Below are 21606 nucleotides of genomic sequence, written 5' to 3' on the forward strand. Positions count from 1 at the left end.
AGAAGGAGCAGGAACAAACACTAAGATACTAGGAGTATTAAATCATGGTTCATCTGTTAAAATAGTTGATACTAATGGAAGTTGGTATAAGATAAAGTATGGTTCAGGATATGGGTATGTACATAAGGACTACGTAACAATTAAAACATCAAGTAATGATAATAATACACAAGAAAAACCTGATAATAAACCTGAAGTAGTTGTAAAAAAAGGTGAAGTGTATAATACAGGAAGTAATCTAAGAGTTAGATCAGCAGCAAATACTAATTCTATTGTATTAGGATATTTAGTTGATGGAACAAAAGTTGATATTATAGGTAGTGAGGGAAATTGGTATAAAATCAATTTTAAAGATAAAATTGGTTTTGTAAGTAAAGATTATGTAAGGCTAGTAGATGAAAAACCAACTCCTCCAGTAGTGCCACCTGTAACTCCAGAAGTTCCAGAAGATAAGCCACAGATACCTGATGAAAAACCAGAAGAAAATCTAAAGGTTATATCTATTGGATCTGTTAATGTATCTAACCTAAATGTTAGAAGTGGTGCTGGAACAAACCATGCTATAAAGGGTTCAGTAAATCTTAACCATATAGTAGAAATTGTTGGAGAAGAAAATGGTTGGTACAAAATAAAATACAAAGATAATACAGCATATGTAAGTTCAAAGTATATTAATATAAGTACCGGAGCAAGTAACTATGGATTAACTGTAGACAAATTTGCTGAGTTACAATTCCCTAAATTAAATATGGTTCAAAAGAATGGAAAGTGGGTTAATGCTTCTCTTGAAGACATTAAATATTATATGAATCCAGATAACTTTATAAATGATGTCAGTAAATATATGTTTATGAAGTTAAACTATGTAGATGGAATTCCTATGTCTGTAATTAATGAAGTTATACAAGGAAGAGGAATTTTATCTGGAAAAGGTAATGCATTTTTAGAAGGGGCTAAAAAATATAATGTAAATGTAATGTATCTTCTTTCTCATGCTAGACTTGAAACAGGTAATGGTACATCAACACTATCAAATGGTGTATTAGTAACAGAAGTTGATGGTGTTCCAGTTGAACCAAGAGTTGTTTATAATATGTATGGTGTAGGAGCAATTGATAGCGACCCATTAAGGGGTGGATCAGAATATGCATATAAACAAGGGTGGTTTACACCTGAACTTGCAATAGCTGAAGGTGCTAGTTGGATAAGCAAAAACTATATTAACAGTACTAAATATAATCAAAATACATTATATAAGATGAGATGGAATATGAGCTCTACAAGTATTGGATGGCATCAATATGCTTCAGATATAGCTTGGGCAGAAAAACAAGCTAGAATAATGGCGCCATATTTAGAAAAGTGTGGAGTAGCCTTTGAATTTGATATACCAACATTTGTGAAATAATATGAAAAAATAAAGAGTATAAGTATTGATTTTATAATTTAGTTGATATATACTAGTTTAGTAAATTAAATAGAGACAGTTCGTGAGCCTCCTGTCAATAAACAAAACTACGGCAACAAAGCATAGAATTTATATTGCTTTTTATTGTCGTGGAAGAATTTCTTCTACGACTTTTTTGTTTTGCATGGCTTGAACTAATTCTCAAAGAATGGGAGAGTAGTTATTATGACAAATGAATTAAAAACAAAAAGAATTGTAAGAACAGCAGTAATTGCAGCTTTATATGCATTATTAACTGTTGCACTTGCACCAATAAGTTATGGGAATTTTCAGTTTAGAGTATCTGAAATTCTAGTATTATTAGCATATTTTGATCCTTTCTATATAGGTGGATTAACCCTAGGATGTTTTATAGCTAATTTACTAGGACCAAATGGAGCAATGGATGTTATTTTTGGTACTTTAGCAACATTTATAAGTGTAGGTGCTATAAGTTTAACAGCAAAATATATTAAGAACAAAGCTTCTTTATTTATAGCTTCATTATGGCCAACAATATTTAATGGAATAATTATTGGATGGATGTTAAATGTAACTGTAGGAGCACCACTATGGATAACAATGGGTGAAGTTGCATTAGGTGAATTTGTAGTTATTACAATAGTAGGCCTTCCAGTATTTAAAGTGATACAAAATAGATATACCAGATTACTTAAGACAGAATTTTAATTATAAATATAAAAGAAGACTCTAGCAAAAACTAGAGTCTTCTTTTTGGAATTAATTAGAAGGTGAAATGAGAAATATCTTTTAATAAAAAAGAATTTGACAGAATAAACATATAATAAAATATTTATTAAAGGGTTTGTTATGTTTATTGTTATTAATAAGAAAAGAATTATAATATTTGTTTTAATTTTTATATGTATATTAGGAAGTATATTCTATAAGTTTAGTAGAAGAGATAATACTCTTGTTGCTGGTGGAGTTTTGTTTAGAGATGAAAAAGTTGAATATTATGAAGAAGAAGTAATTAGTAAGAGTGATTATGAGAAATACTTTAGACCTTCAAATCTCCCTATTTTAAATACATCAAGTGAAGCAGAAGAGTTATTAAATAAATATAGTGGTAATAGTAAAAAAGTACTCATTCCAGACAATTATTTAATTACTCCTAATAACACCATAATCAATTATTTTTCAGTACTAAGGGAAGCTGCAAACGTTGAAAGGGATAAGGGGGCTGGTTGTGGTACTATAGGTAGGTGGAGAGAGCCTTATATAATAGCATATGAATTTTTTACAAAAGAATACAAGGAAAAGGTAAACTTTAAAGCTTATGAAAATTCCTTTTTAAATATTCTGCACATAAACCTTATTAAGCTTAGGTTAGTTAACAATCCAGAAAATGAAATGAAGTATTTCTTTGAAATTGAGACCATACAAGGGTCAAAAGAGAATGTTGCAAGCTTTGTATATTATTATGGCTTTATAAAGCTTTCTAATGATGATGGTGTATTTAAAATAAAAGATATAAGTATATCACCAGAAGAATATCTTTGTGCACCATATCATGGTTGGAACTATGATGGTAAGTCTAAAGTTGAAATTGAATATGGGGATTGGTGTAAACTTGTTAAGGAAATTTATGAGGTGAGCACTGAGGGATATGTAAAAAATATCTATTTTAAAGGAAGAGATAGTAGGGATTATAGAATTGAGTTCTACATTTTAACTAATGATTATGATATAGAGGTAGCTCAATATATTAAAGAGGATGGAAAATGGAAGAGTATAAAATTAGATCCAAATAAATGTTTAAAGGAAGAGTAAAATGCTCTTCTTTTCTAGTTTAAGGGAAGTATTTATGATAGAATATCCTATTGGAGGTGAGGAGTAATGGATATTAAAGTTGTTAGAGATAATGTTATGAAGTTTAGCTCTAGCTTAAGTAGAGAAGGGGGAACTTCCATACTTAAAGCTAAAGGAGTAAAAGATCTTAAGGGTAAGAAAATAGAAAATATTTATCATATATATGGGAAAATAAATAGCGAAAATAAGGATTACAACACGCATATTAAAGTTGATATGAAAACTAATAAGGTGTTAGATACAAAGTGCTCCTGTGAAACCTTCATAGAAAATAGAAGACATATTAGGAACTATGTTTGCAAACATATTATAGCTACTAATCTAGCCTTTTATCTTGTTGGAAAATCTAAAGCATCAAATACAAATAAAAGAAGTGAAGAAGTTGTAAATAAGAGAAAATTAAAGTTACGTATATCAATAAAATGTAGCATGTTAAATGAGATTAATACATATAAATGTGAATTTAGAATAGGGGAATCCTCTACCCATCTAATTACATCACTTAAAGATTTCTTGGAAAAGGATAAAATCGTATTTAATGATTTATTTACTTACAATTCTAAAAGGGACTTTTTTAGTGAAGAGGATACAAAAATAATAGATTTTTTAAAGAGCCATAAAGAAATAATCCAAGATAGATTCTTAAATTTAAAAGGAAAAGATTTAAGAGAGTTTTTATCCCTATTAAATGATAGAAAGATAAACTTTAATTATGATTTTATAACCTATGAATCTAAAGTGAAAAAGGAAAATGTTCCTCTTTCCCTTACAATAAGAGCTGATAATGATAGTTTTATATTAAGATCACAGAAGAAGTTTCCTATTTTATTATCTAATAATGGAGATGTTATGTTTTATGATAGGGATATTTATCTTCCACGTAAGAAGGCTATGGAAACATATCTTCCTTATCACAAATTATTTATAAAGAACAATGAGATAAAGTATGAGAAAAACTTAAAGGTTTTAAATAATCTTCTTTCAGACTTAAAAAGTATTACAAAGAATGTTGTATTAGATGATGGAACAAGAAGGTTCTTGAGAGATATGTCTAATCCTACATTTAGAATATACAAAGTTGGAAAAGAAATTTACTGCAATGTAAAGATTGATTACTGTGGATATATTATAGATTTAATTAAAGATAAAAATGATAAAAGCTTTCTAAGGGATTTTAAGAAGGAAAGTTTAATAGATATAAAACTGGAAAATGTAGGATTTATAAAAAGAGAAAGAGATTATTTTTATATAGGCAGTGGAGAGTTTGACATTTTAACAACAGGTGTTAAGTTATTAAGAACTGTAGGAAAAGTCCAGTTTTCAAAAGAATTTAAAGATATTCAAATATTAGATAGTAGTTTTATTAACTCCTCTATAGTGGAATTTGATGGTTTTTATAGATTAAACTATGAAGTTGGTGATTTTACAGTAGAAGAATTAAATAGTGCTATTGCATTTATGAAAAAAGGTGAAAGATTTTTTAAAAGTAAGGATAGATATTTAGATTTAGAAGACCCAGGAGTTTGTGAGTTTTTAAATCTAATTGGAGAATTATCAGAAGATAAATTAGGGCTTGAAATAGAAATAGATAAGAACAAAAGCTTATACTTACAAGAAAAGCTTAGAGTATTAGATTTTATTAAAGGTGGAGATGTTCTGCAGAAAATTGTTCAAAAGCTAGTTAATAATGACTTTAAAAGGTCAGTTACCCCAAAATCCTTTAATGGAACCTTAAGGAAATATCAAAAAGAAGGCTTTAAGTGGTTAAATGAGCTTTCAGAACTAGGATTTGGAGGAATATTAGCAGATGATATGGGTCTTGGAAAAACCATTCAGGTAATAACTTTTGTTCTTTCTAAAAGGAGTAAAAAAAACTTAATTATAACTCCAACCTCTGTTTTATATAATTGGAAGGATGAATTTGAAAGGTTTGCTCCTAATGTAAGGGTTGGTTTAGTTCATGGAACAAAGGCTCAAAGAAATAAGATATTAAATAATATTAAAAAGTATGATGCTCTTATAACTACTTACGGGGCATTAAAGAATGATGAAAATGAATATGAAAAACTACAGTTTGATTATTGCATTATTGATGAAGGACAAAATATAAAAAATCCAACTTCAAAAACTACACTTTCTGTAAAGAAAATAAACTCAAAGTGTAACTTTGCCCTAACAGGAACTCCAATTGAAAACAACCTAATGGAGCTTTGGTCAATATTTGATTTTGTAATGCCAGGTTTCTTATTTACAAAAGAAAGATTTAAAGCAAAGTTTATACAAAATAAAAATACAGAGGAACTTAAGTCTTTAATTACTCCATTTATTTTAAGAAGGGTAAAAGAGGATGTATTAAATGAGTTGCCAGAAAAGATTGAAAAAAAGTACTTGGTAGATATGACAACAAAGCAGAAGTCTATTTATAAGTCTTATGTAAAGGAGATAAAGGAAAAGTTAAAGGCATCTAAGGGTAACGTTAATATGCTTACTTTTATTACAAAGCTTAGAGAGGTGTGCTTGGACCCATCTCTAATAATAGATGATTATAATGGTGGAAGTGGAAAGATAAATGCATTAATGGAGATATTGGATAATTATATTGAGGGAAATAAAAAGATACTGGTATTTTCTCAGTTTACCTCAGCTCTTAAAAATATAGAACAGTACTTAAAAGAAAAGGCAATAAACTACATATATTTAGATGGAAGCATAGGCAGCAAAGAAAGGGTAGAGCTTGTTAAAAAGTTTAATGAAGAGCCTTTAATAAATGTGTTTTTAATATCCTTAAAAGCTGGTGGTGTAGGGTTAAACTTAACATCAGCAAGTGTTGTAATTCACTTTGATCCATGGTGGAACCCAGCTATTGAAAATCAAGCTACAGATAGAGCCCATAGGTTTGGCCAAAAGAATGTAGTAGAGGTAGTTAAGCTTATTTCCAAAGATACCATAGAAGAAAAGATTCTATTATTACAGGAAGATAAGAAGGAGCTTATAGAAAGCTTAATGGATGAGAAAGAAATGGATGGTAAGAAGTTTAAAAGACTAAGTGAAGATGAAATATTAAATTTGTTAGGATAATAAAGTAAAAGATGCCCTGGAATGTTACCAGGGCACTAATTATATATTGTCAAAAAATAAAATATATAATATACTAATACAAGATAGATTTCAAATGAAACGAGGGAAGTTTGTGAGTGTTTAGTATCAAAAATAGTACATTTAAATATTAATTCTTAAATATAGGGCCATAAAAGCCTTTATTTGTCATGGAATTAATTAAACTATTTTAAGATACAAGTCCACGAACTAACTCTAGGGTAGTATTATAGCTACCTTATTAAAGTTGAATTTTTAAGCTGTGGAGGTATCCATAGCTTTTTTTAATGCCCCAAAAATATGAGATCTATCAAAGGTTTCGTTGGCTTGAATAAAGTTTAGGAAGGTTTTTAAAATGGATAAAATATCATTAGATAAATTAAATTATTATGATTTAAAGGAAATAGTAAAATCTTATTGTGTTAGTGGTTTAGGTAAAACTTTAATAGATAAATTAGAACCAAGTTCAAACCTTAAGGTGGTAAATAGAAGATTAGATGAAACTTCAGAGGGAAGAAGGCTTTTAGATGTTTCTTATCATTTACCTCTTGAAGGAATACACAATATATTTCCTCTTATAGATAAGATGGATAAGGGAGGAGTTCTAGAACCATCAGACTTAACAATGGTTTCGGACTTTTTAAGAGGATGCAGAAAGGTAAAAATGTTCTTAAAGGATAAGGAAGGATATGCCCCTACATTATGTTCTTATTCAGAGAACATAAGTGATTTATCTTATATTGAAGAAGAAATAAATATTTCTATAAGAGGTTCTGTAGTTGATTCAAATGCATCTAAAGATCTTAAGAAGATAAGAAAACAAATTGACACTTGTGAAGGAAAAATAAAAGAAAAACTAGAAAAGTTTTTAAGAAATAGTGCTAATAAGGAATGTATTCAAGAGTTTTTTATAAGTCAAAGAAATGGTAGATATACAATTCCAATTAAAGCTGCTTATAAAAATAAGGTTGCAGGTTCAATAGTTGAGGTGTCATCAAAAGGAACAACAGTCTTTATGGAGCCAGATATAGTGTCAAAGTTTACTTCAGAGCTTAGTGTATTACAAGCTGAAGAAAGTATGGAAGTTTATAAGATACTAGCCATATTAACTGAGATGATATATGAAAGAATAAAGGATTTGAAAATGAATGTAGAGGTAATATCAGAATATGATATGATTTGGGCTAAAGCAAAATATAGCTTAGACATTCAGGGGATTAAACCTAAGATTAATGATTATGGATATACAAAAATTGTAAAAGGAAGATATCCATTAATAAAAAATGGAGTGCCATTAGATTTTGAAATAGGTAAAGATTATAGAACTTTAATAATAACAGGACCTAATGCTGGAGGGAAAACAGTAGTTTTAAAGACATTAGGAATGTTAACTTTAGCTGTTCAATCAGGTTTTCATATTGGAGCTAAAGAGGGAACTGAAATAAGTATATTCCAAGATGTATTTGTTGATATTGGTGATAATCAAAGTGTTGAAAATGCATTAAGTACTTTTTCATCCCATGTACAAAATTTAGCTAGAATAATAAATGAATCTGGAAAGTCTACACTTTTATTATTTGATGAAATAGGAAGTGGTACAGAACCTAATGAAGGTGCAGCTTTAGCCATTGCAATTTTAGAAGAGCTATATCATAAAGGTTGTATAACCGTTGCTACAACACATTATGGAGAAATTAAAGATTACTCACATAACCATCCAGACTTTGAAAATGCAGCTATGGAGTTTAAGAAGGAAACTTTAGAACCTTTATATAAGCTAACCATTGGAAAAATAGGAGATAGTAATGCCCTTTATATATCTAAAAAGATGGGAATTTCTGATTCTATTATAGAAAGAACTAGAACATACATTGAGAATAAAGAGTATAATTATGAGACTATTAAAGAAAGTAAAAAGAAGAAGTTTAAAGAGGTAGAAAGTGAAGAAAAGTATTATGATTTCTCTGTTGGAGATAAAGTTCGTCTTTTAGATAAGAATGATTCTGCAATTATATACAAAGGCAGAGATGAATTTAATAATGTTGTAGTACTTTATAATAAAGATTTTATTGAGGTTAATTATAAAAGGATTAAGTTGGAGCTAAAGGCTGAGGAACTTTATCCAGAAGGCTATGATTTAAATCAATTATTTGTAAGTTATAAAGATAGAAAGCTTGAAAGGGATATTGAAAGAGGATCAAAGAAAGCTTTAAAGAAGTTAAGAAAAGAAGGTCTATAGGAGATTATACAATAACATAATAGCTTAAAAACTGTTTTTAGTATTAATATCAAATGTTCCATAATAGCCAAGGTTAAATTGTTAAGCTAGCGAAGGCCCAGAAACATACCAAAGCTTGTAGGATTAGGATAGGTGATGTAAAATATAAAATGTGTCTATATAAATTGAAAGATTATTTATAGTACTGATATTACTAGTTTATATAGTTTGGGAGGGAACATATGATGAGAAATCTAAGTGTTATGGTTAAACCATCGTCAAGTAAGTGTAATTTAAAGTGTAAATACTGCTTCTATAATTCTATAGCAGATGAAAGAGAAGTAAGTGATTATGGATTTTTAAGTGAAGAAGCTCTTGAAGTCATAGTAAATAGAATAGAAGAGTACTGTGATGGAGGAGTTTGTAATATTGGCTTCCAAGGTGGAGAGCCTATGCTAATTGGATTGGATTTTTATAAAAAGCTTGTAGAGCTTACAAGTAGTAAAAAAACTAAATTCAACTTTATGATTCAAACAAATGGTACTTTAATAACAGAAGATTTTGCTAAGTTCTTTTATGATAATAAGTTCTTAGTTGGTGTATCCTTAGATGGAAATAAAGATATGCATGATTTAAATAGGGTCAATCATAGCCAAAATGGTAGTTTTAAGGAAGTTATGAAAGGAATAGACTTATTAAAAAAATATAATGTGGATTTTAATATTTTAGTTGTAGTTACTCGTGCATTAAGTAATAAAATAGAGAGCTGTTATAAGTTTTTGAGAAAAAATGACTTTAATTATATTCAATTTATTCCTTTTATAGAAGCCTTAGAGGATTGCAATAATAACAATTTAAATTTTCATTTAACATCTAGCCAATATGAAAATTATATTAAGAGGCTTTTTGATATGTGGTATGAAGATGTATCAAAAGGAAATATGGTTAGTATTAGATACTTTGATAATATATTAGGCTTGTTTTTAGGACAAGAATATGAGGCTTGTGATATGAGAGGCGTATGTTCTTGTCAGCATATAATTGAAAGTGATGGAAGAGTATATCCATGTGATTTTTATACATATGAAAAATATAGTATTGGAAATATATTTGATGAAAGTTTTGATCATATGCATGAAAATGAGATAACAAGAAACTTTATAATTGAATCTGTTTCTAAGGATAAAAAGTGTGAGACATGTAAGTATAGAGCCCTTTGCAGAGGAGGCTGCAAAAGGTATAGAGCAACTACTAAGGACAATAAATATATGTTCTGTGAAGCTAATTATAAATTCTTTGAGTATTCCTATGATAGATTTAGAGAACTAGCAATAAAGATAAGCAATAGAAGATAAAATGTAAAAGTTGGACTAACTCACCTGATTTAGTCCAACTTTTTATTATTGTGTAAAAGATTCAAAATGAATTCTATCTTCTGGAACACCAAGCTCTGATAAAGATTTCTTTAAACTATTCATAAATGGAGGTGGTCCACAAAAATAAAAGTCACCATTTAAAGGTGTATTCTTTTCAAGCCATTCCTTTGTTACATACCCTGTTTCCATATAGTCTATTCCTTTTATATCGGATTTTAAAGGATCAGAATAAAAAACAAAGTTTTTAAGGCCGTTTATATCAGCGAAATAATCTATATCATTTTTAAAAGGATGTACAGAAGAGTTTATAACTGCTTGAATAAATGTGATATTTTTTCGCTTAAGTGCTTCATAATAAAGCATAGAAATTAGGGGAGTAATCCCTATACCACCAGATATAAATACTAGTGGAGTTTCAGTAGAACTTTCCTTTAAAGTAAATAGGCCAGTTGGAACCATAGCTTCAATTGAATCACCTATATTTAGTGAGTCATGTAGATAGCTACTTATAAGGCCGCCATCTATTTTTTTAACACTAATTCTATAAACATCCTCATTGGGAATCATAGATAAGCTGTATGTACGTATAATGTCTTTATATTTTGGATTATCAGTTTTTATTCTAATAGGAAGAAACTGTCCTGCTATGTGTCTTACTAATTTAGCGCCATCTTTTGCTTTAAAATAAAAAGATTTGATTCCTTCACATTCTTTAGTTACATCAATTAGAACAAGCTCTTTAAATCCTGACCATTTTCCATTTGTTAAAGTCATAAGTATCACTTCTTTCTAAAAGTTTATCTTATAATTATTATTAGTATATATTACAAAAATAACAATTAAGATTTTGTAAATTATTAATTAATATTAAAAGTCAATCATTTTTATACTTATTCTTAAATAAATTATAGAAGATATAAGATGTTAAATCTTAATATAATTATATGAAGATGGAGGGATGAAAGTGGCACGTTTTACATTACCAAGAGATATATATCATGGTGAGGGGGCTTTAGAAGTCTTAAAGACCTTAAGAGGTAAAAAAGCATTTATAGTAGTAGGTGGAGGATCAATGAAAAGGTTTGGTTTTCTACAGAAGGCAGAAGATTATTTAAAAGAAGCTGGTATGGAAGTAGAACTTTATGAAGGAGTAGAACCAGATCCATCAGTAGAAACAGTTATGAAAGGTGCAGAAGCTATGAGAAAGTTTGGACCTGATTGGATTGTTTCAATGGGTGGAGGATCAGCTATAGATGCTGCTAAGGCTATGTGGATTTTCTATGAATATCCTGATTTTACTTTTGAAGAGGCAATTGTACCTTTTGGGTTACCTGAACTTAGGCAAAAAGCAAAATTTGTTGCAATACCATCAACTAGTGGAACAGCAACAGAAGTTACAGCTTTTTCTGTTATAACAAATTATACTGAAAAAATAAAATATCCACTTGCAGATTTTAATATAACTCCTGATATAGCTATAGTTGACCCAGCTTTAGCACAAACTATGCCTAAAAAGTTGGTAGCTCATACAGGAATGGATGCACTAACTCATGCTATTGAGGCTTATACTGCATCACTTAAGTCTAATTTTTCAGATCCATTAGCTATGAAAGCTATAGAAATGGTTAGAGATAATTTAGTTAAGTCTTATGAAGGAGATGAAAAAGCTAGGAGTTCAATGCATGATGCTCAATGCTTAGCTGGTATGGCCTTTTCAAACGCTCTATTAGGTATTGTGCATTCAATGGCTCACAAGGTAGGAGCTGTATTTCATATACCTCATGGATGTGCAAATGCAATATTCTTACCATATGTAATTCAATATAATAGAAAAAACTGTGAAGATAGATATGGTGATATAGCAAAATTGTTGAAGCTAGAAGGAAATACAGATAGTGAATTAACTGATTCATTAATAAAAATGATTGATGATATGAATGAAAAGTTAGCTATTCCTCATACTATGAAGGAATATGGTGTAACTGAAGATGATTTTAATACTAACTTAAAGTTTATATCCCATAATGCAGTACTTGATGCATGTACAGGATCTAATCCAAGAGAAATTGATGATGAGACAATGGAAAAGTTATTTAAATGTACTTATTATGGAGACAAGGTGGAATTTTAAGTGATTTAAGAAGCTCGTAGATAATACGGGTTTCTTTTTATTTTTACAATGATATATTATTATATAATGAATTGATAACTTTGGAGATTCTATTTTTATTATTTACATGATATGGAAATAAATGTATCATTTAAGTATAGAATAAAATAAAAGGAATGATGATATGAAGAATATTATAATTTGGTTTTTAGCTAATTCATTAATAAATTACTTTATTAATGATATTGTATTAATACCTTTAATTTCAATTTTTACATTTCCATTTCTATTTGAAAATTTTATTAAACAAATTAAGAGATATAGAAATAAGAAAATTAAATTAAACATATTGCTAAACATTGGAGTTAATTATGTTAGTAGAAGTATAATTGAATTTATTGTAATTTATATTGGAATAAGCCTTGTTAACAGTGCGTATTCAATATATATTAATAATAATACTTATGAAATTTCAAGTCTTATATTCGAAATCTTATTGGGAATAATAATGATAATTGGTGGATTACAGTTAATAAGAGATAAGATAAATAAAGAAAAATTTAAAAATAGAACTTCTATGTAAATCCATAGAAGCTCTATTTTGTGATTATTTTATGATAATTCATAAAAGGTAAGGGTTCTGAAGATAAGTTTGTGGGAAGAACTTATCTTCTAAAGGTAATTAGTACTAAAGGTACTATAATCATTATAGGACAATTAGAAAAAAAAGTAAGTGTGCAAAATTAATAATTTAGTGTTTATATTTAATATGTTTTACTTTAATGTATTTATGTGGCAAAAAATCCTCTCTTCTTCTAAAAGGAGAGAGGATTTTATTTATTCTTTAGGAAATTATATCTATTATTAAATTGTGGATAACTTCAACAATTTAGCGATATATCAGTTTATTTCTTCCTAAAGAATAAAAATAAAATATATGCCCCTGCAAGATTTTCCTCAGGCAAGCTTCGGAAGCTCTAATGAGTAAGTTCTATTTACCAAATTTAAATTTGGAATATCACTTTTTTTATTATAAAAAGCAAGAGATATTAAATAAGCGTTATATATAGTATATACTATAACTATTTATATTATTTTGTTACAATAATATCTCTAATTTTTATGTACTTTACTGTAATGAGGAGATATAATATATACTCTAAATAAATTATATGGAGGAAATACAAATGATAAAGAAGATAGGTAAAATAACAATATACGTAAATGATCAAGGAGAAGCAAAGGAATTTTGGACTAAGAAAATGAACTTTGTAGTAAAAGGTGAATATCCAATGGGACCTAGTATGACTTGGCTAGAAGTAGGACCAAGTGAAGATGAGTTTACTACATTTGTACTTTATAATAAATCTTTAATGGAAAAGCAAAATCCAAATACATGCACTGGTCATCCATCAATTCTTTTAAGTACAACTGATATTAACAAGACTTACGAAGAGTTAAAGAATAATGGAGTAGATGTTACAGACATAATGAAAATGCCATATGGAAGCATGTTTACTTTTAAAGATCAAGATGGAAATCCTTATATTATAAGAGAAGATAAATAAATGTTTAGAGACCTTATTTATAGGGTCTCTTTTTATAATTTCCTTACCTTTAGTTGTAGTGTGGGGATATTTGTTTTAATGTGACTTGGAGCGTAGCGAGGGAACAAGCAAAATAAATATCTACCACACATTTTTTATAGGATTTAGCTGAATAAAAATACATAAAAGCCTATAATTGTATTATATTGGATGAGGGGTGTAGAAATGAGTGAAAAGGAGTTTTTTAATTCTATTGCAGAAGAATGGGACAAGATTACTGAGGTAAATGAAGAAAAGATAAATTTTCTTCTATCAAGAATAGATATACAAGAAGGAGATAAAGTTCTTGATATTGGAACAGGGACAGGGGTATTAATTCCCTTTATAAGAAAGTTCAATAAAGTAGGTGAAATTAATGCCTTGGATGTATCAGAAGGTATGTTATGTAAAGCAAAAGAGAAATATAGTAATCTTCCTAATGTTAAATTTACTTTAGCAGATGTAGAAGAAGAAAAAGTGGAAGGTAAATATAATAAAATAATTCTCTATTCTATGTTTCCACATTTAAAAAGAAGAGAGGATACTATAAAAAAAATAGTAACTGAAAATCTATGTGAAAATGGCAAGTTAATAATAGCTCATTCAAGTAGCAGAGAGTTTTTGAATAACATCCACAGCAGAAAAGATGAGAGGGTAAAAAAGGATAGGTTAATAGAAGTAAATAAACAAAAAAGTCTCTTTGAAGAGATTGGGCTAAATGTGGCTGAAGCCTTTGAAGATGATAATGTTTACTATTTAATTATTAATAGATAAGAAAAGGGGAGAGTTTATGAAGAGTAAAAAGATTGTACTATCAGGACTATTTATTGCATTAGGGGTTATTGTTCCAACGATATTTCATACAGTAAATTTAGCAGGACCAATATTTTTGCCAATGCATATCCCAGTACTACTAGCAGGTTTTGTTCTTGGACCAGTTTATGGAGGAATAGTAGGAATCATTTGTCCTGTTGTTAGTGGATTAGTCACAACAATGCCACCATTAATGCCTAATATGCCAATTATGGCTTTTGAGCTATGTGGTTATGGAATATTAACTGGTTTCCTGTATAATAAGACCAAAATGTTATATCCATCACTTATAGGTGCAATGATAGGTGGAAGAATTTTTGCTATTATAGGAGCTTTTGTTGTATCTATTACAGTAGCGCCAGCTGTTCATCCATTAATGTTTGTATTTGGTGGACTTGGTAAGGCAATCCCAGGTATGATTGTTCAACTAATTGCAATACCATTATTAATGCAAATAATAAATAAAAGTGAAGTAGCTCAAAATTTATTACAATAGAAAAGAGAAAGTTATTAAATATTACAATCTCATATAAAATTAAGGATAATAATTTTATATGAGATTGTCTTTAGTATGAGTGGGTGGATATTTGTTTTGATGTGGCTTGGAGCGAACAAGCAAAATAAATATCCACTATACTTTTTTACTCTAAAAATGGTTGTCTATTTCATTTCTTCTAATTCTCTTTATTTCTTTTTCTCTAAGACCTGTACAACTTTTGATTTCATCATAGGTTGCTCCATCAATTAACATTTCCTTTGCTCTATTATAAGCAGAATGTATATCCATATTAAATACCTCCTTTATATAAGATACAATATTATTTTTACTCAATAGCTTATTTTTATTCTTTATAACTATAGTGAATTTTAACAAAAAATGTATTTTAAAATTTTTAGTACATGTAATAGAATGCTTAGCTAGAGAATTTGAGAAGGAAGTAACCTTTAAGGATCTAGGATGTGAAAATTATATAGTAGGTATTGATGGGGATGAGGTAAATCTTTCAATTTTAATAGATGAAGGAAAAGCTTTTATAGATTAAGGAAGTAGCCGGTGAATGGTCACTGGCTATTTTTATTTGGAGAATTTTAAAATGCAACAAGTTAAAAAGATAAGTTCTTAAGTTGTTAACAAGTTAATAACTTAAGAACTTAAGAAGAAAAGAACTTAAGAAGTTATAGTAATAATGGGGGCTAGAGCACATTATATTAAAATTAAGATATAAGAAGATAGCCTGAATTATAGACTATCTTCTTATGTGTTAAACTCTAGTTTTTATAACTTCAATCTTATAACCATCAGGGTCAGTAACGAAGTAGTAGTGAGGTTCTTCACCAGGTAATCCTTTTAAAGGAGTTACTTCGTATCTTAATTGTTCATAGTTATTTCTCATTTCTTCTATATTCTCAGTTCCAATAGCAATATGGCTAAAGCCATTACCAAGGTCATAAGGTTTTTCAGGATCATAGTTATAAGTAAGTTCTATTTCATAAGAATTTTCTTTATCTGATAAATAAACTAAAGTAAATTTGTAATCAGGAAAATCCTTTCTTCTCGTCTCAACTAGTCCTAAAGCATTTTTATAGAACTTAAGTGATTCTTCTAAATTCATAACTCTAATGCAAGTGTGTAACATTTTAACTTTCATTTTAGCACCTCCAAAATTTCCTGATAATTATAGCATGTTTTTATTAGTGATGTAGATATTTTTATTCTAATTATTATAAAAAGTGAGCTATAATGTATTTTATAGTTATAATGTTTTAGGAAAGAGGTGCTATTATGAAAGAAACAATAGAGAGAATAAGAAAGTTTAGAGAAGATAGAGAATGGGATCAGTTTCATACTCCAGCTAATTTATCAAAAGCAATTTCAATAGAAGCAAATGAACTATTAGAAAACTTTTTATGGGATGAAGAAAATTATAATCTTCAAGCTGTTAAGGAAGAACTTGCAGATGTATTAGTTTATTGTGTACATATGGCAGATGCTCTAGATGTAAATATTGAAGAAACCATAAACATGAAAATGGATAAGAATGAAAAGAAGTATCCAGTAGAAAAAGCTAAAGGAAATGCTAAAAAGTATACTGAATTGTAGAATAAGATTTAGGTAATAGATTTATATCTGTTCCCCTTTTATCTAGCAAGTAAAAGATTATAAAAATTATTGGACACAAGTGAACACTACTTATATAGGCAAAAAGTAAAAAAGGAGGGTTATTATGAGTAAATTTCAAGTGCTTTACCAAACTACAAATAGTATTTTGAAGGTTAATGCTGACACAAATGATAAATTCATAGTTAGAGCAGGGGCAATGGTTGCTATGGATGATGTTTTTGATATGAAGTTAAAATCAGGTGGGGTTAAAAAAGCCATTGGAAGAATGTTTGCAGGACAAAGTACATTCCTTCAAGAATATACTGCTAATTCACAGGGGGAATTACTGCTTTCACCAACATTTTTGGGGGATATTCAATTATTTGAAATGGATGGTAGTAGAAATTATAGGTTAGGACAAAATGCTTTCTTAGCTAGCTATGGTAATATTGAGTTAAAAACAAAAGGTGCTGGTGGAAAGGGTATATTTTCTGGAGAAGGGCTATTCCAAGTTGAAGCTGTTGGAGCAGGAACATTAGCTTTATGTTCCTTTGGAGCAATTCATAAGAAGATATTAGATCCTGGAGAAAGATATATAGTAGATACTAATCATTTAGTTTTATGGGAAAGTTCTTTAAAATATAAAGTTGAAATGATATCTAATGGACTTACATCTTTAGTTAGTGGTGAGGGATATATATGTAAGTTTGAAGGTCCAGGGGAAGTATGGATACAAACTAAGAATCCTTCATATTTAGTATCACCTGGCTCATAAAATTAAATAGCTTAATAATAAATAGGTATAGAGTTTTATTCTATATCTATTTTTGTTTGTTTTTACATAAAATATCAATATATGAATTAATAAAATTAATATATTAAACTATAACATTAAAATAATTAATATATGAATTAATAAGATTAATATTTGTTATTGACATTTTGTGAGCATAGGAATATATTAGAAGCATAAGGAGTGATAGATGGTGTTTAAAGCAATAACTGTTTGTCCTGTATGTGGTAAGAAACTAAGGATAACAAGATTAAAATGTTCAGATTGTAAAACTACTATAGAAAATGAGTTTGAATTTTCAAAGTTTGATTATTTATCAAAGGATCAATTAAAGTTTATTGAGGTTTTTATAATGTGTAGAGGAAGCATTAAGGATGTGGAGAAGGAACTTGGAATTTCTTATCCAACAGTAAGAGCGAAGCTTGATGAAGTTATATCTGCATTAGGTTATAAAAGAATTAGTAAAGCAGTAAAGTCATCAACTAGTGACGTAATAGATGCATTAGAGAAGGGCGAAATTTCACCACAAGAAGCAATAGAAAGAATGAAAGAAGATTAAGGAGGTCTAAGAATGAGAGCAGATTTATTAAAGGTACTTACAATGGTGTCAGAAGGTAAGTTAGAGGTTGAAAAGTGTGCGGAGTTAATTGAGGCAATGTATAAAAAAGAGGATAAATCAATAGAGAATGTAAATTATGATAAGAGAATGTTTAAGGTTAGGGTTGATTCATCTGCTGGTGATAATGTAAAAGTTAATCTTCCTGTGGCAGTTATTACTTCAATTTTAAAAGCTACGGGCAAGCTTCCAATTAAAGTAGATGAAATGGAAGGTATAGATTTAGAAGTAATGACAGGTGCCATTATTAGCTCTCTTGATAATGAAATGTTAGGGGAAATAGTAACTGTAGATTCTGCAAATGGTGATAAAGTTAGAGTAGTAATCGAGTAGGTATAGAATGAAGATAAAGGTTAGGACTATTGAAAGAAAGTTTACAATTTATATTCCTAATTTCTTACTTACTAGTGGAGTTAGAATAGCCAATTTTGTGAGTAAATCTTTAGTAGAGAATAATGTAAGTAAAGATGGTATGGATAAAGTAGATAAATATATGAATGCCTTGGATATGGATTTAATTTTAGCTGCAATTAAAGAACTAAAGAAATACAAGGGATTAGAAATAGTTAATGTTAAAGCAAATGATGGTACGGAAGTTCTTATAAAAATGTAGTATTTCAATTTAAAAATAATAAAAACACCTAGTACTTAGAAGTATTAGGTGTCTTTTTTGAGTATTCAGTAGCCATAGTTAGGTACTGTTAAAACTAATATGTCTACATCTATCCTCAATAATATTATTACCTATAAAGAATATTATATACATTTAAATAATTTCCTTACCTTTAGTACGCGTGGGGTGGATATTTGTTTTGATGTGACTTGGAGCTTGCGACGGAACAAGCAAAATAAATATCCGCTACACCTTTTTTGAATTTTCCATCATCAGATGTATATGACCTTATACAAGCTTTATCTTCTCCATCTACTTGTAGGGTATACATTATTCCAGAGTAATATGTAATATCTTCTAATTTATTAGATATTAAATCACATGCATTAGTAAAGGTCTCAAGCTCTTCTGTTCTGCTTGACTTAGGAACATTAATTTTTATATCTAATATTTTTATACTATTCTCTGTTATGTATGAAATAGTACAATCTTTATAAATAGACTTTATAATATCGTGAAGCTCTCCCTCAGTTAAGCTACCTGTATTAGTATTATTAAGGTCATCTTTAGCTGTACAACCTATTAAAGTAAAAGCAATAGTTAGGCATATAAAGAATTTAAATAATTTCTTACCCATAAGTCCTCCGTATAATTACCAAAAATATATTTAAAGTATAGCACATATAATAACATAACAATATGTAAAATATTTCCAAGGAAATGAAAGGAGAATTTTAGAATAATTACATAGAATATAGTAACTTTATTTATATATTAAAATAGACTGCTAAAAGCAGTCCGTTTTCTTACCTTAAATACCAGGGGGACAGATCTTTATTTTGATGTGACTTGGAGCCCGCCACGGAAGAAACAAAATAAATATCTACCCAACCTTTTTTATGTTCTTTCTTTAAATTCAAACCTACATATTTTACATGTAACAATTATCTTTTTTTGCCCCCTAGGCAATCTAAGCTTTTGTCCACACTTTGGGCATTTAACTATCTTATATTGTCTTTTTTGATTAATAACATATTTTAATTGACTAAATATTAAAGGTATATTTTCAAGACTTGTCCTTGGCATATTATCAGGTAATCTTTTGCCAAAACGGAATAGTACTTTATTAGCTAAATTAGTGAATTTGTATAGTTCGTTAGATCTTTTATAGATATTCTTTGAAAAAGCTCTATAAATTACATACAAAGTAACTAAGGTTCCTAGTAAATGAGTGTGTTTTCCTAGGTTCAATATTAAGCTTATAAACAATAAAAAGATAGATAAAATATCAAATCCATATGTCCCTTTAAAAATGTTCATTTTAATCACCTCTTATCTTAAAAAATATTGTATCATAAATATTAAGAAATAGTTATAACAAAATGTAAACTTTGAACTAGAATTCATTTATTCTTAAGAAATATAAAGGAGAGATAAGATGTTCGATATTAAAATGTTTAATGGATTAGATTTAGAAGAAAGATTAAAAACTATGGTACAAATGTTAGAAGGATTAGTTAGTGGAGATGAGGAAGATATTACAAAGCTTTGTAATGCTTCAGCTTTAATAAATGCTTTATTAGGAAGAGTTAATTGGTGTGGATTCTATTTAAATAAAAATAATGAGTTAATTCTAGGCCCTTTTCAGGGAATGCCAGCTTGTACTAAGATACAAATTGGAAAAGGGGTATGTGGTGCAGCTGCAAAGGAAAAAAAGGTGTTAAGAATAGATAATGTACATGAATTTGAAGGACATATAGCTTGTGATGCAGCATCTAATTCAGAAATTGTACTTCCTATAATTGTTAATGACAAAGTGTTAGGTGTGCTAGATATTGATAGTGATGAGTTTAACAGATTTACAGAAATAGAAGAAAAATATCTTGTTGAAGCTGTAGAGGTTTTAATTAAATTCGTAAAATTTGACAAAATATCCTAATCATAAGAGGTAAATAACAGATATAATTCGTAATACAACGAATTATAATGAAAAAAGTTCAAAAAATATATTGATTTTTTCTTGTGTACTATGTTATAAATAATTGTACTTACGAATTATATTCAAAAATATGATTTTAAAGTTCGATTTTTATTACAAACAGGGGGAAGACTAATGAAAAAATTAACAGCTTTACTAGGAGCAGTAGTATTATCCATTTCTTTATTTATTGGTTGTGGTGTAAACAAAGAAAATAAAGAAGAAAAAGTTCTTGGAATTATAGGCGCTATGGAAGAAGAAGTTGAAATATTAAAAGGAAAGATGGATATTAATGAAACAATAGAAGTTGCTGGTATGACTTTTTACTCTGGTAAATTACATGATAAGAATGTAGTTTTAGTTAAATCTGGTGTAGGTAAAGTAAATATGGCTAGTTGTACTCAAATTTTAGCAGATAAGTTTAATGTAACTGCATTATTAAATTCAGGAGTGGCTGGAACTATGGACCCAGAATTAAATCAAGGTGATATAGTTATTTCAACAGATGCTGTTCAACATGATTTTGATACTACAGTATTTGGAGATCCATTAGGAGAAATATCAAGACTTGGTATTACATTTTTCCAAGCAGATAAAGAATTAGTAGAGGTTGCAAAGAAAGCAGCTGAAAATATAGATGGTTTAGTAATAAAAGAAGGTAGAATAGCTTCTGGAGATCAGTTTGTTGCAGGGGGTGCAGTTGCAGAAAGAATTAAAGAAAACTTTGGTAATGTTTCTGCTGTAGAAATGGAAGGAGCTGCAATGGCTCAAACTGCATACTTAAACAAAATACCTTACGTTGTATTAAGAGCAATTTCAGATAAGGCAGATGGATCAGCAGATTTATCTTATGAAGAGTTTTTACCAATAGCAGCTAAAAATGCAAGTTCAATGGTTGAAGAATTCGTTAAATTATACTAAAATATTAAAGGGGCTGTATCAGATTAAGGTTTTTTACCTTAGGCTGATACAGCCTTATTTTTATAATTTTAAATTTTATTCATAACTTTATATGTATTTATTTCC

At 28.8% G+C, this 21606-nt stretch carries 24 protein-coding genes; 19 read left to right on the forward strand and 5 right to left on the reverse strand.

What is annotated here, in order from left to right; genetic code table 11:
- From KIB46_RS14945 to KIB46_RS14970, 6 genes are all read left to right on the forward strand, one after another.
- The coding region (locus KIB46_RS14945) for an SH3 domain-containing protein (protein WP_291672909.1) at positions 1 to 1408 on the forward strand (1408 nt) is incomplete at its 5' end.
- A gap of 225 nt (positions 1409 to 1633) precedes the next feature.
- The gene (locus KIB46_RS14950; protein WP_156560035.1) at positions 1634 to 2137 is read left to right on the forward strand and encodes a QueT transporter family protein; all 504 of its coding nucleotides are present in this window, start codon (positions 1634 to 1636) and stop codon (positions 2135 to 2137) included.
- Positions 2138 to 2278: 141 nt separating this feature from the next.
- Positions 2279 to 3241, forward strand: a complete 963-nt coding sequence (locus KIB46_RS14955; RefSeq protein ID WP_291672910.1) for a hypothetical protein — start codon at positions 2279 to 2281, stop codon at positions 3239 to 3241.
- A 66-nt stretch (positions 3242 to 3307) separates the two neighbouring features.
- Entirely contained in the window at positions 3308 to 6358 is a 3051-nt protein-coding gene (locus KIB46_RS14960) for an SNF2-related protein (RefSeq protein WP_291672911.1), read from the forward strand.
- Between the two features lie 373 nt (positions 6359 to 6731).
- A complete protein-coding gene (locus KIB46_RS14965; protein WP_291672912.1) occupies positions 6732 to 8615 on the forward strand; it encodes an endonuclease MutS2 in 1884 nt (627 codons plus the stop codon).
- A gap of 221 nt (positions 8616 to 8836) precedes the next feature.
- Positions 8837 to 9949, forward strand: a complete 1113-nt coding sequence (locus KIB46_RS14970; RefSeq protein ID WP_291672913.1) for a radical SAM protein — start codon at positions 8837 to 8839, stop codon at positions 9947 to 9949.
- 45 nt (positions 9950 to 9994) lie between these two features.
- On the opposite strand, the gene KIB46_RS14975 is transcribed toward KIB46_RS14970, so the two are convergent.
- Positions 9995 to 10744 carry an FAD-binding oxidoreductase gene (locus KIB46_RS14975; protein ID WP_291672914.1) on the reverse strand — a complete coding sequence of 250 codons (750 nt, stop codon included), beginning with the start codon at positions 10742 to 10744 and terminating at the stop codon, positions 9995 to 9997.
- A 190-nt stretch (positions 10745 to 10934) separates the two neighbouring features.
- Between KIB46_RS14975 and KIB46_RS14980 the strand changes: the two genes are divergently transcribed.
- From KIB46_RS14980 to KIB46_RS15000, 5 genes are all read left to right on the forward strand, one after another.
- Positions 10935 to 12101: an iron-containing alcohol dehydrogenase gene (locus KIB46_RS14980; RefSeq protein WP_291672915.1), complete on the forward strand. Its 1167-nt coding sequence runs from the start codon at positions 10935 to 10937 to the stop codon at positions 12099 to 12101.
- A 163-nt stretch (positions 12102 to 12264) separates the two neighbouring features.
- Positions 12265 to 12663, forward strand: a complete 399-nt coding sequence (locus tag KIB46_RS14985; protein WP_156560051.1) for a hypothetical protein — start codon at positions 12265 to 12267, stop codon at positions 12661 to 12663.
- Between the two features lie 604 nt (positions 12664 to 13267).
- Positions 13268 to 13648 carry a VOC family protein gene (locus tag KIB46_RS14990; RefSeq protein WP_156560053.1) on the forward strand — a complete coding sequence of 127 codons (381 nt, stop codon included), beginning with the start codon at positions 13268 to 13270 and terminating at the stop codon, positions 13646 to 13648.
- Positions 13649 to 13852: 204 nt separating this feature from the next.
- Entirely contained in the window at positions 13853 to 14440 is a 588-nt protein-coding gene (locus tag KIB46_RS14995; protein WP_291672917.1) for a class I SAM-dependent methyltransferase, read from the forward strand.
- A gap of 16 nt (positions 14441 to 14456) precedes the next feature.
- Positions 14457 to 14975 (forward strand): ECF transporter S component, encoded by a 519-nt coding sequence (locus tag KIB46_RS15000; RefSeq protein ID WP_291672919.1) that lies wholly within the window; start codon positions 14457 to 14459, stop codon positions 14973 to 14975.
- A 150-nt stretch (positions 14976 to 15125) separates the two neighbouring features.
- On the opposite strand, the gene KIB46_RS15005 is transcribed toward KIB46_RS15000, so the two are convergent.
- Positions 15126 to 15266 (reverse strand): hypothetical protein, encoded by a 141-nt coding sequence (locus KIB46_RS15005; RefSeq protein ID WP_291672921.1) that lies wholly within the window; start codon positions 15264 to 15266, stop codon positions 15126 to 15128.
- Positions 15267 to 15339: 73 nt separating this feature from the next.
- On the opposite strand from KIB46_RS15005, the gene KIB46_RS15010 reads away from it, so the two are divergent.
- On the forward strand, positions 15340 to 15522 hold the full coding sequence (locus KIB46_RS15010) for a hypothetical protein (protein ID WP_291672923.1): 183 nt from the start codon (positions 15340 to 15342) through the stop codon (positions 15520 to 15522).
- A gap of 219 nt (positions 15523 to 15741) precedes the next feature.
- Here the strand turns inward: KIB46_RS15010 and KIB46_RS15015 are convergent, their stop codons facing one another.
- Positions 15742 to 16128, reverse strand: coding sequence for a VOC family protein (locus KIB46_RS15015; protein ID WP_291672924.1), 387 nt, complete (start codon positions 16126 to 16128; stop codon positions 15742 to 15744).
- Positions 16129 to 16262: 134 nt separating this feature from the next.
- Here KIB46_RS15015 and KIB46_RS15020 point away from each other — a divergent pair, with 134 nt between their 5' ends.
- From KIB46_RS15020 to KIB46_RS15040, 5 genes are all read left to right on the forward strand, one after another.
- Positions 16263 to 16580, forward strand: a complete 318-nt coding sequence (locus KIB46_RS15020) for a nucleotide pyrophosphohydrolase (RefSeq protein ID WP_291672926.1) — start codon at positions 16263 to 16265, stop codon at positions 16578 to 16580.
- Between the two features lie 124 nt (positions 16581 to 16704).
- Positions 16705 to 17355, forward strand: a complete 651-nt coding sequence (locus KIB46_RS15025) for a TIGR00266 family protein (protein ID WP_291672928.1) — start codon at positions 16705 to 16707, stop codon at positions 17353 to 17355.
- Positions 17356 to 17563: 208 nt separating this feature from the next.
- Positions 17564 to 17932, forward strand: a complete 369-nt coding sequence (locus tag KIB46_RS15030) for a DUF2089 domain-containing protein (RefSeq protein ID WP_291672930.1) — start codon at positions 17564 to 17566, stop codon at positions 17930 to 17932.
- A 12-nt stretch (positions 17933 to 17944) separates the two neighbouring features.
- Entirely contained in the window at positions 17945 to 18322 is a 378-nt protein-coding gene (locus KIB46_RS15035) for a hypothetical protein (protein WP_291672931.1), read from the forward strand.
- A gap of 7 nt (positions 18323 to 18329) precedes the next feature.
- Positions 18330 to 18602, forward strand: a complete 273-nt coding sequence (locus tag KIB46_RS15040) for a hypothetical protein (RefSeq protein ID WP_291672933.1) — start codon at positions 18330 to 18332, stop codon at positions 18600 to 18602.
- Between the two features lie 172 nt (positions 18603 to 18774).
- Here the strand turns inward: KIB46_RS15040 and KIB46_RS15045 are convergent, their stop codons facing one another.
- Together KIB46_RS15045 and KIB46_RS15050 are read right to left on the reverse strand one after the other, a co-directional pair.
- On the reverse strand, positions 18775 to 19239 hold the full coding sequence (locus KIB46_RS15045) for a hypothetical protein (RefSeq protein WP_291672935.1): 465 nt from the start codon (positions 19237 to 19239) through the stop codon (positions 18775 to 18777).
- Positions 19240 to 19499: 260 nt separating this feature from the next.
- Entirely contained in the window at positions 19500 to 19922 is a 423-nt protein-coding gene (locus KIB46_RS15050) for a hypothetical protein (RefSeq protein WP_156560074.1), read from the reverse strand.
- A 118-nt stretch (positions 19923 to 20040) separates the two neighbouring features.
- On the opposite strand from KIB46_RS15050, the gene KIB46_RS15055 reads away from it, so the two are divergent.
- The gene (locus KIB46_RS15055) at positions 20041 to 20541 is read left to right on the forward strand and encodes a GAF domain-containing protein (protein ID WP_291672938.1); all 501 of its coding nucleotides are present in this window, start codon (positions 20041 to 20043) and stop codon (positions 20539 to 20541) included.
- A gap of 174 nt (positions 20542 to 20715) precedes the next feature.
- Positions 20716 to 21501: a 5'-methylthioadenosine/adenosylhomocysteine nucleosidase gene (locus KIB46_RS15060; protein ID WP_291672940.1), complete on the forward strand. Its 786-nt coding sequence runs from the start codon at positions 20716 to 20718 to the stop codon at positions 21499 to 21501.
- Positions 21502 to 21606: the final 105 nt, after the last annotated feature.

Source organism: Clostridium sp. (genome assembly GCF_018372875.1).
Classification (GTDB): domain Bacteria; phylum Bacillota; class Clostridia; order Clostridiales; family Clostridiaceae; genus Clostridium.

What these genes read in the sequence shown, in the direction of transcription:
- KIB46_RS14950 (WP_156560035.1), top strand. Translation starts at nt 1,634, where the DNA reads ATGACAAATGAATTAAAAACAAAAAGAATTGTAAGAACAGCAGTAATT.
- KIB46_RS14955 (WP_291672910.1), top strand. Translation starts at nt 2,279, where the DNA reads ATGTTTATTGTTATTAATAAGAAAAGAATTATAATATTTGTTTTAATT.
- KIB46_RS14960 (WP_291672911.1), top strand. Translation starts at nt 3,308, where the DNA reads ATGGATATTAAAGTTGTTAGAGATAATGTTATGAAGTTTAGCTCTAGC.
- KIB46_RS14965 (WP_291672912.1), top strand. Translation starts at nt 6,732, where the DNA reads ATGGATAAAATATCATTAGATAAATTAAATTATTATGATTTAAAGGAA.
- KIB46_RS14970 (WP_291672913.1), top strand. Translation starts at nt 8,837, where the DNA reads ATGATGAGAAATCTAAGTGTTATGGTTAAACCATCGTCAAGTAAGTGT.
- KIB46_RS14975 (WP_291672914.1), bottom strand. Translation starts at nt 10,744, where the DNA reads ATGACTTTAACAAATGGAAAATGGTCAGGATTTAAAGAGCTTGTTCTA.
- KIB46_RS14985 (WP_156560051.1), top strand. Translation starts at nt 12,265, where the DNA reads ATGAAGAATATTATAATTTGGTTTTTAGCTAATTCATTAATAAATTAC.
- KIB46_RS14990 (WP_156560053.1), top strand. Translation starts at nt 13,268, where the DNA reads ATGATAAAGAAGATAGGTAAAATAACAATATACGTAAATGATCAAGGA.
- KIB46_RS14995 (WP_291672917.1), top strand. Translation starts at nt 13,853, where the DNA reads ATGAGTGAAAAGGAGTTTTTTAATTCTATTGCAGAAGAATGGGACAAG.
- KIB46_RS15000 (WP_291672919.1), top strand. Translation starts at nt 14,457, where the DNA reads ATGAAGAGTAAAAAGATTGTACTATCAGGACTATTTATTGCATTAGGG.
- KIB46_RS15005 (WP_291672921.1), bottom strand. Translation starts at nt 15,266, where the DNA reads ATGGATATACATTCTGCTTATAATAGAGCAAAGGAAATGTTAATTGAT.
- KIB46_RS15015 (WP_291672924.1), bottom strand. Translation starts at nt 16,128, where the DNA reads ATGAAAGTTAAAATGTTACACACTTGCATTAGAGTTATGAATTTAGAA.
- KIB46_RS15020 (WP_291672926.1), top strand. Translation starts at nt 16,263, where the DNA reads ATGAAAGAAACAATAGAGAGAATAAGAAAGTTTAGAGAAGATAGAGAA.
- KIB46_RS15025 (WP_291672928.1), top strand. Translation starts at nt 16,705, where the DNA reads ATGAGTAAATTTCAAGTGCTTTACCAAACTACAAATAGTATTTTGAAG.
- KIB46_RS15030 (WP_291672930.1), top strand. Translation starts at nt 17,564, where the DNA reads ATGGTGTTTAAAGCAATAACTGTTTGTCCTGTATGTGGTAAGAAACTA.
- KIB46_RS15035 (WP_291672931.1), top strand. Translation starts at nt 17,945, where the DNA reads ATGAGAGCAGATTTATTAAAGGTACTTACAATGGTGTCAGAAGGTAAG.
- KIB46_RS15040 (WP_291672933.1), top strand. Translation starts at nt 18,330, where the DNA reads ATGAAGATAAAGGTTAGGACTATTGAAAGAAAGTTTACAATTTATATT.
- KIB46_RS15045 (WP_291672935.1), bottom strand. Translation starts at nt 19,239, where the DNA reads ATGGGTAAGAAATTATTTAAATTCTTTATATGCCTAACTATTGCTTTT.
- KIB46_RS15050 (WP_156560074.1), bottom strand. Translation starts at nt 19,922, where the DNA reads ATGAACATTTTTAAAGGGACATATGGATTTGATATTTTATCTATCTTT.
- KIB46_RS15055 (WP_291672938.1), top strand. Translation starts at nt 20,041, where the DNA reads ATGTTCGATATTAAAATGTTTAATGGATTAGATTTAGAAGAAAGATTA.
- KIB46_RS15060 (WP_291672940.1), top strand. Translation starts at nt 20,716, where the DNA reads ATGAAAAAATTAACAGCTTTACTAGGAGCAGTAGTATTATCCATTTCT.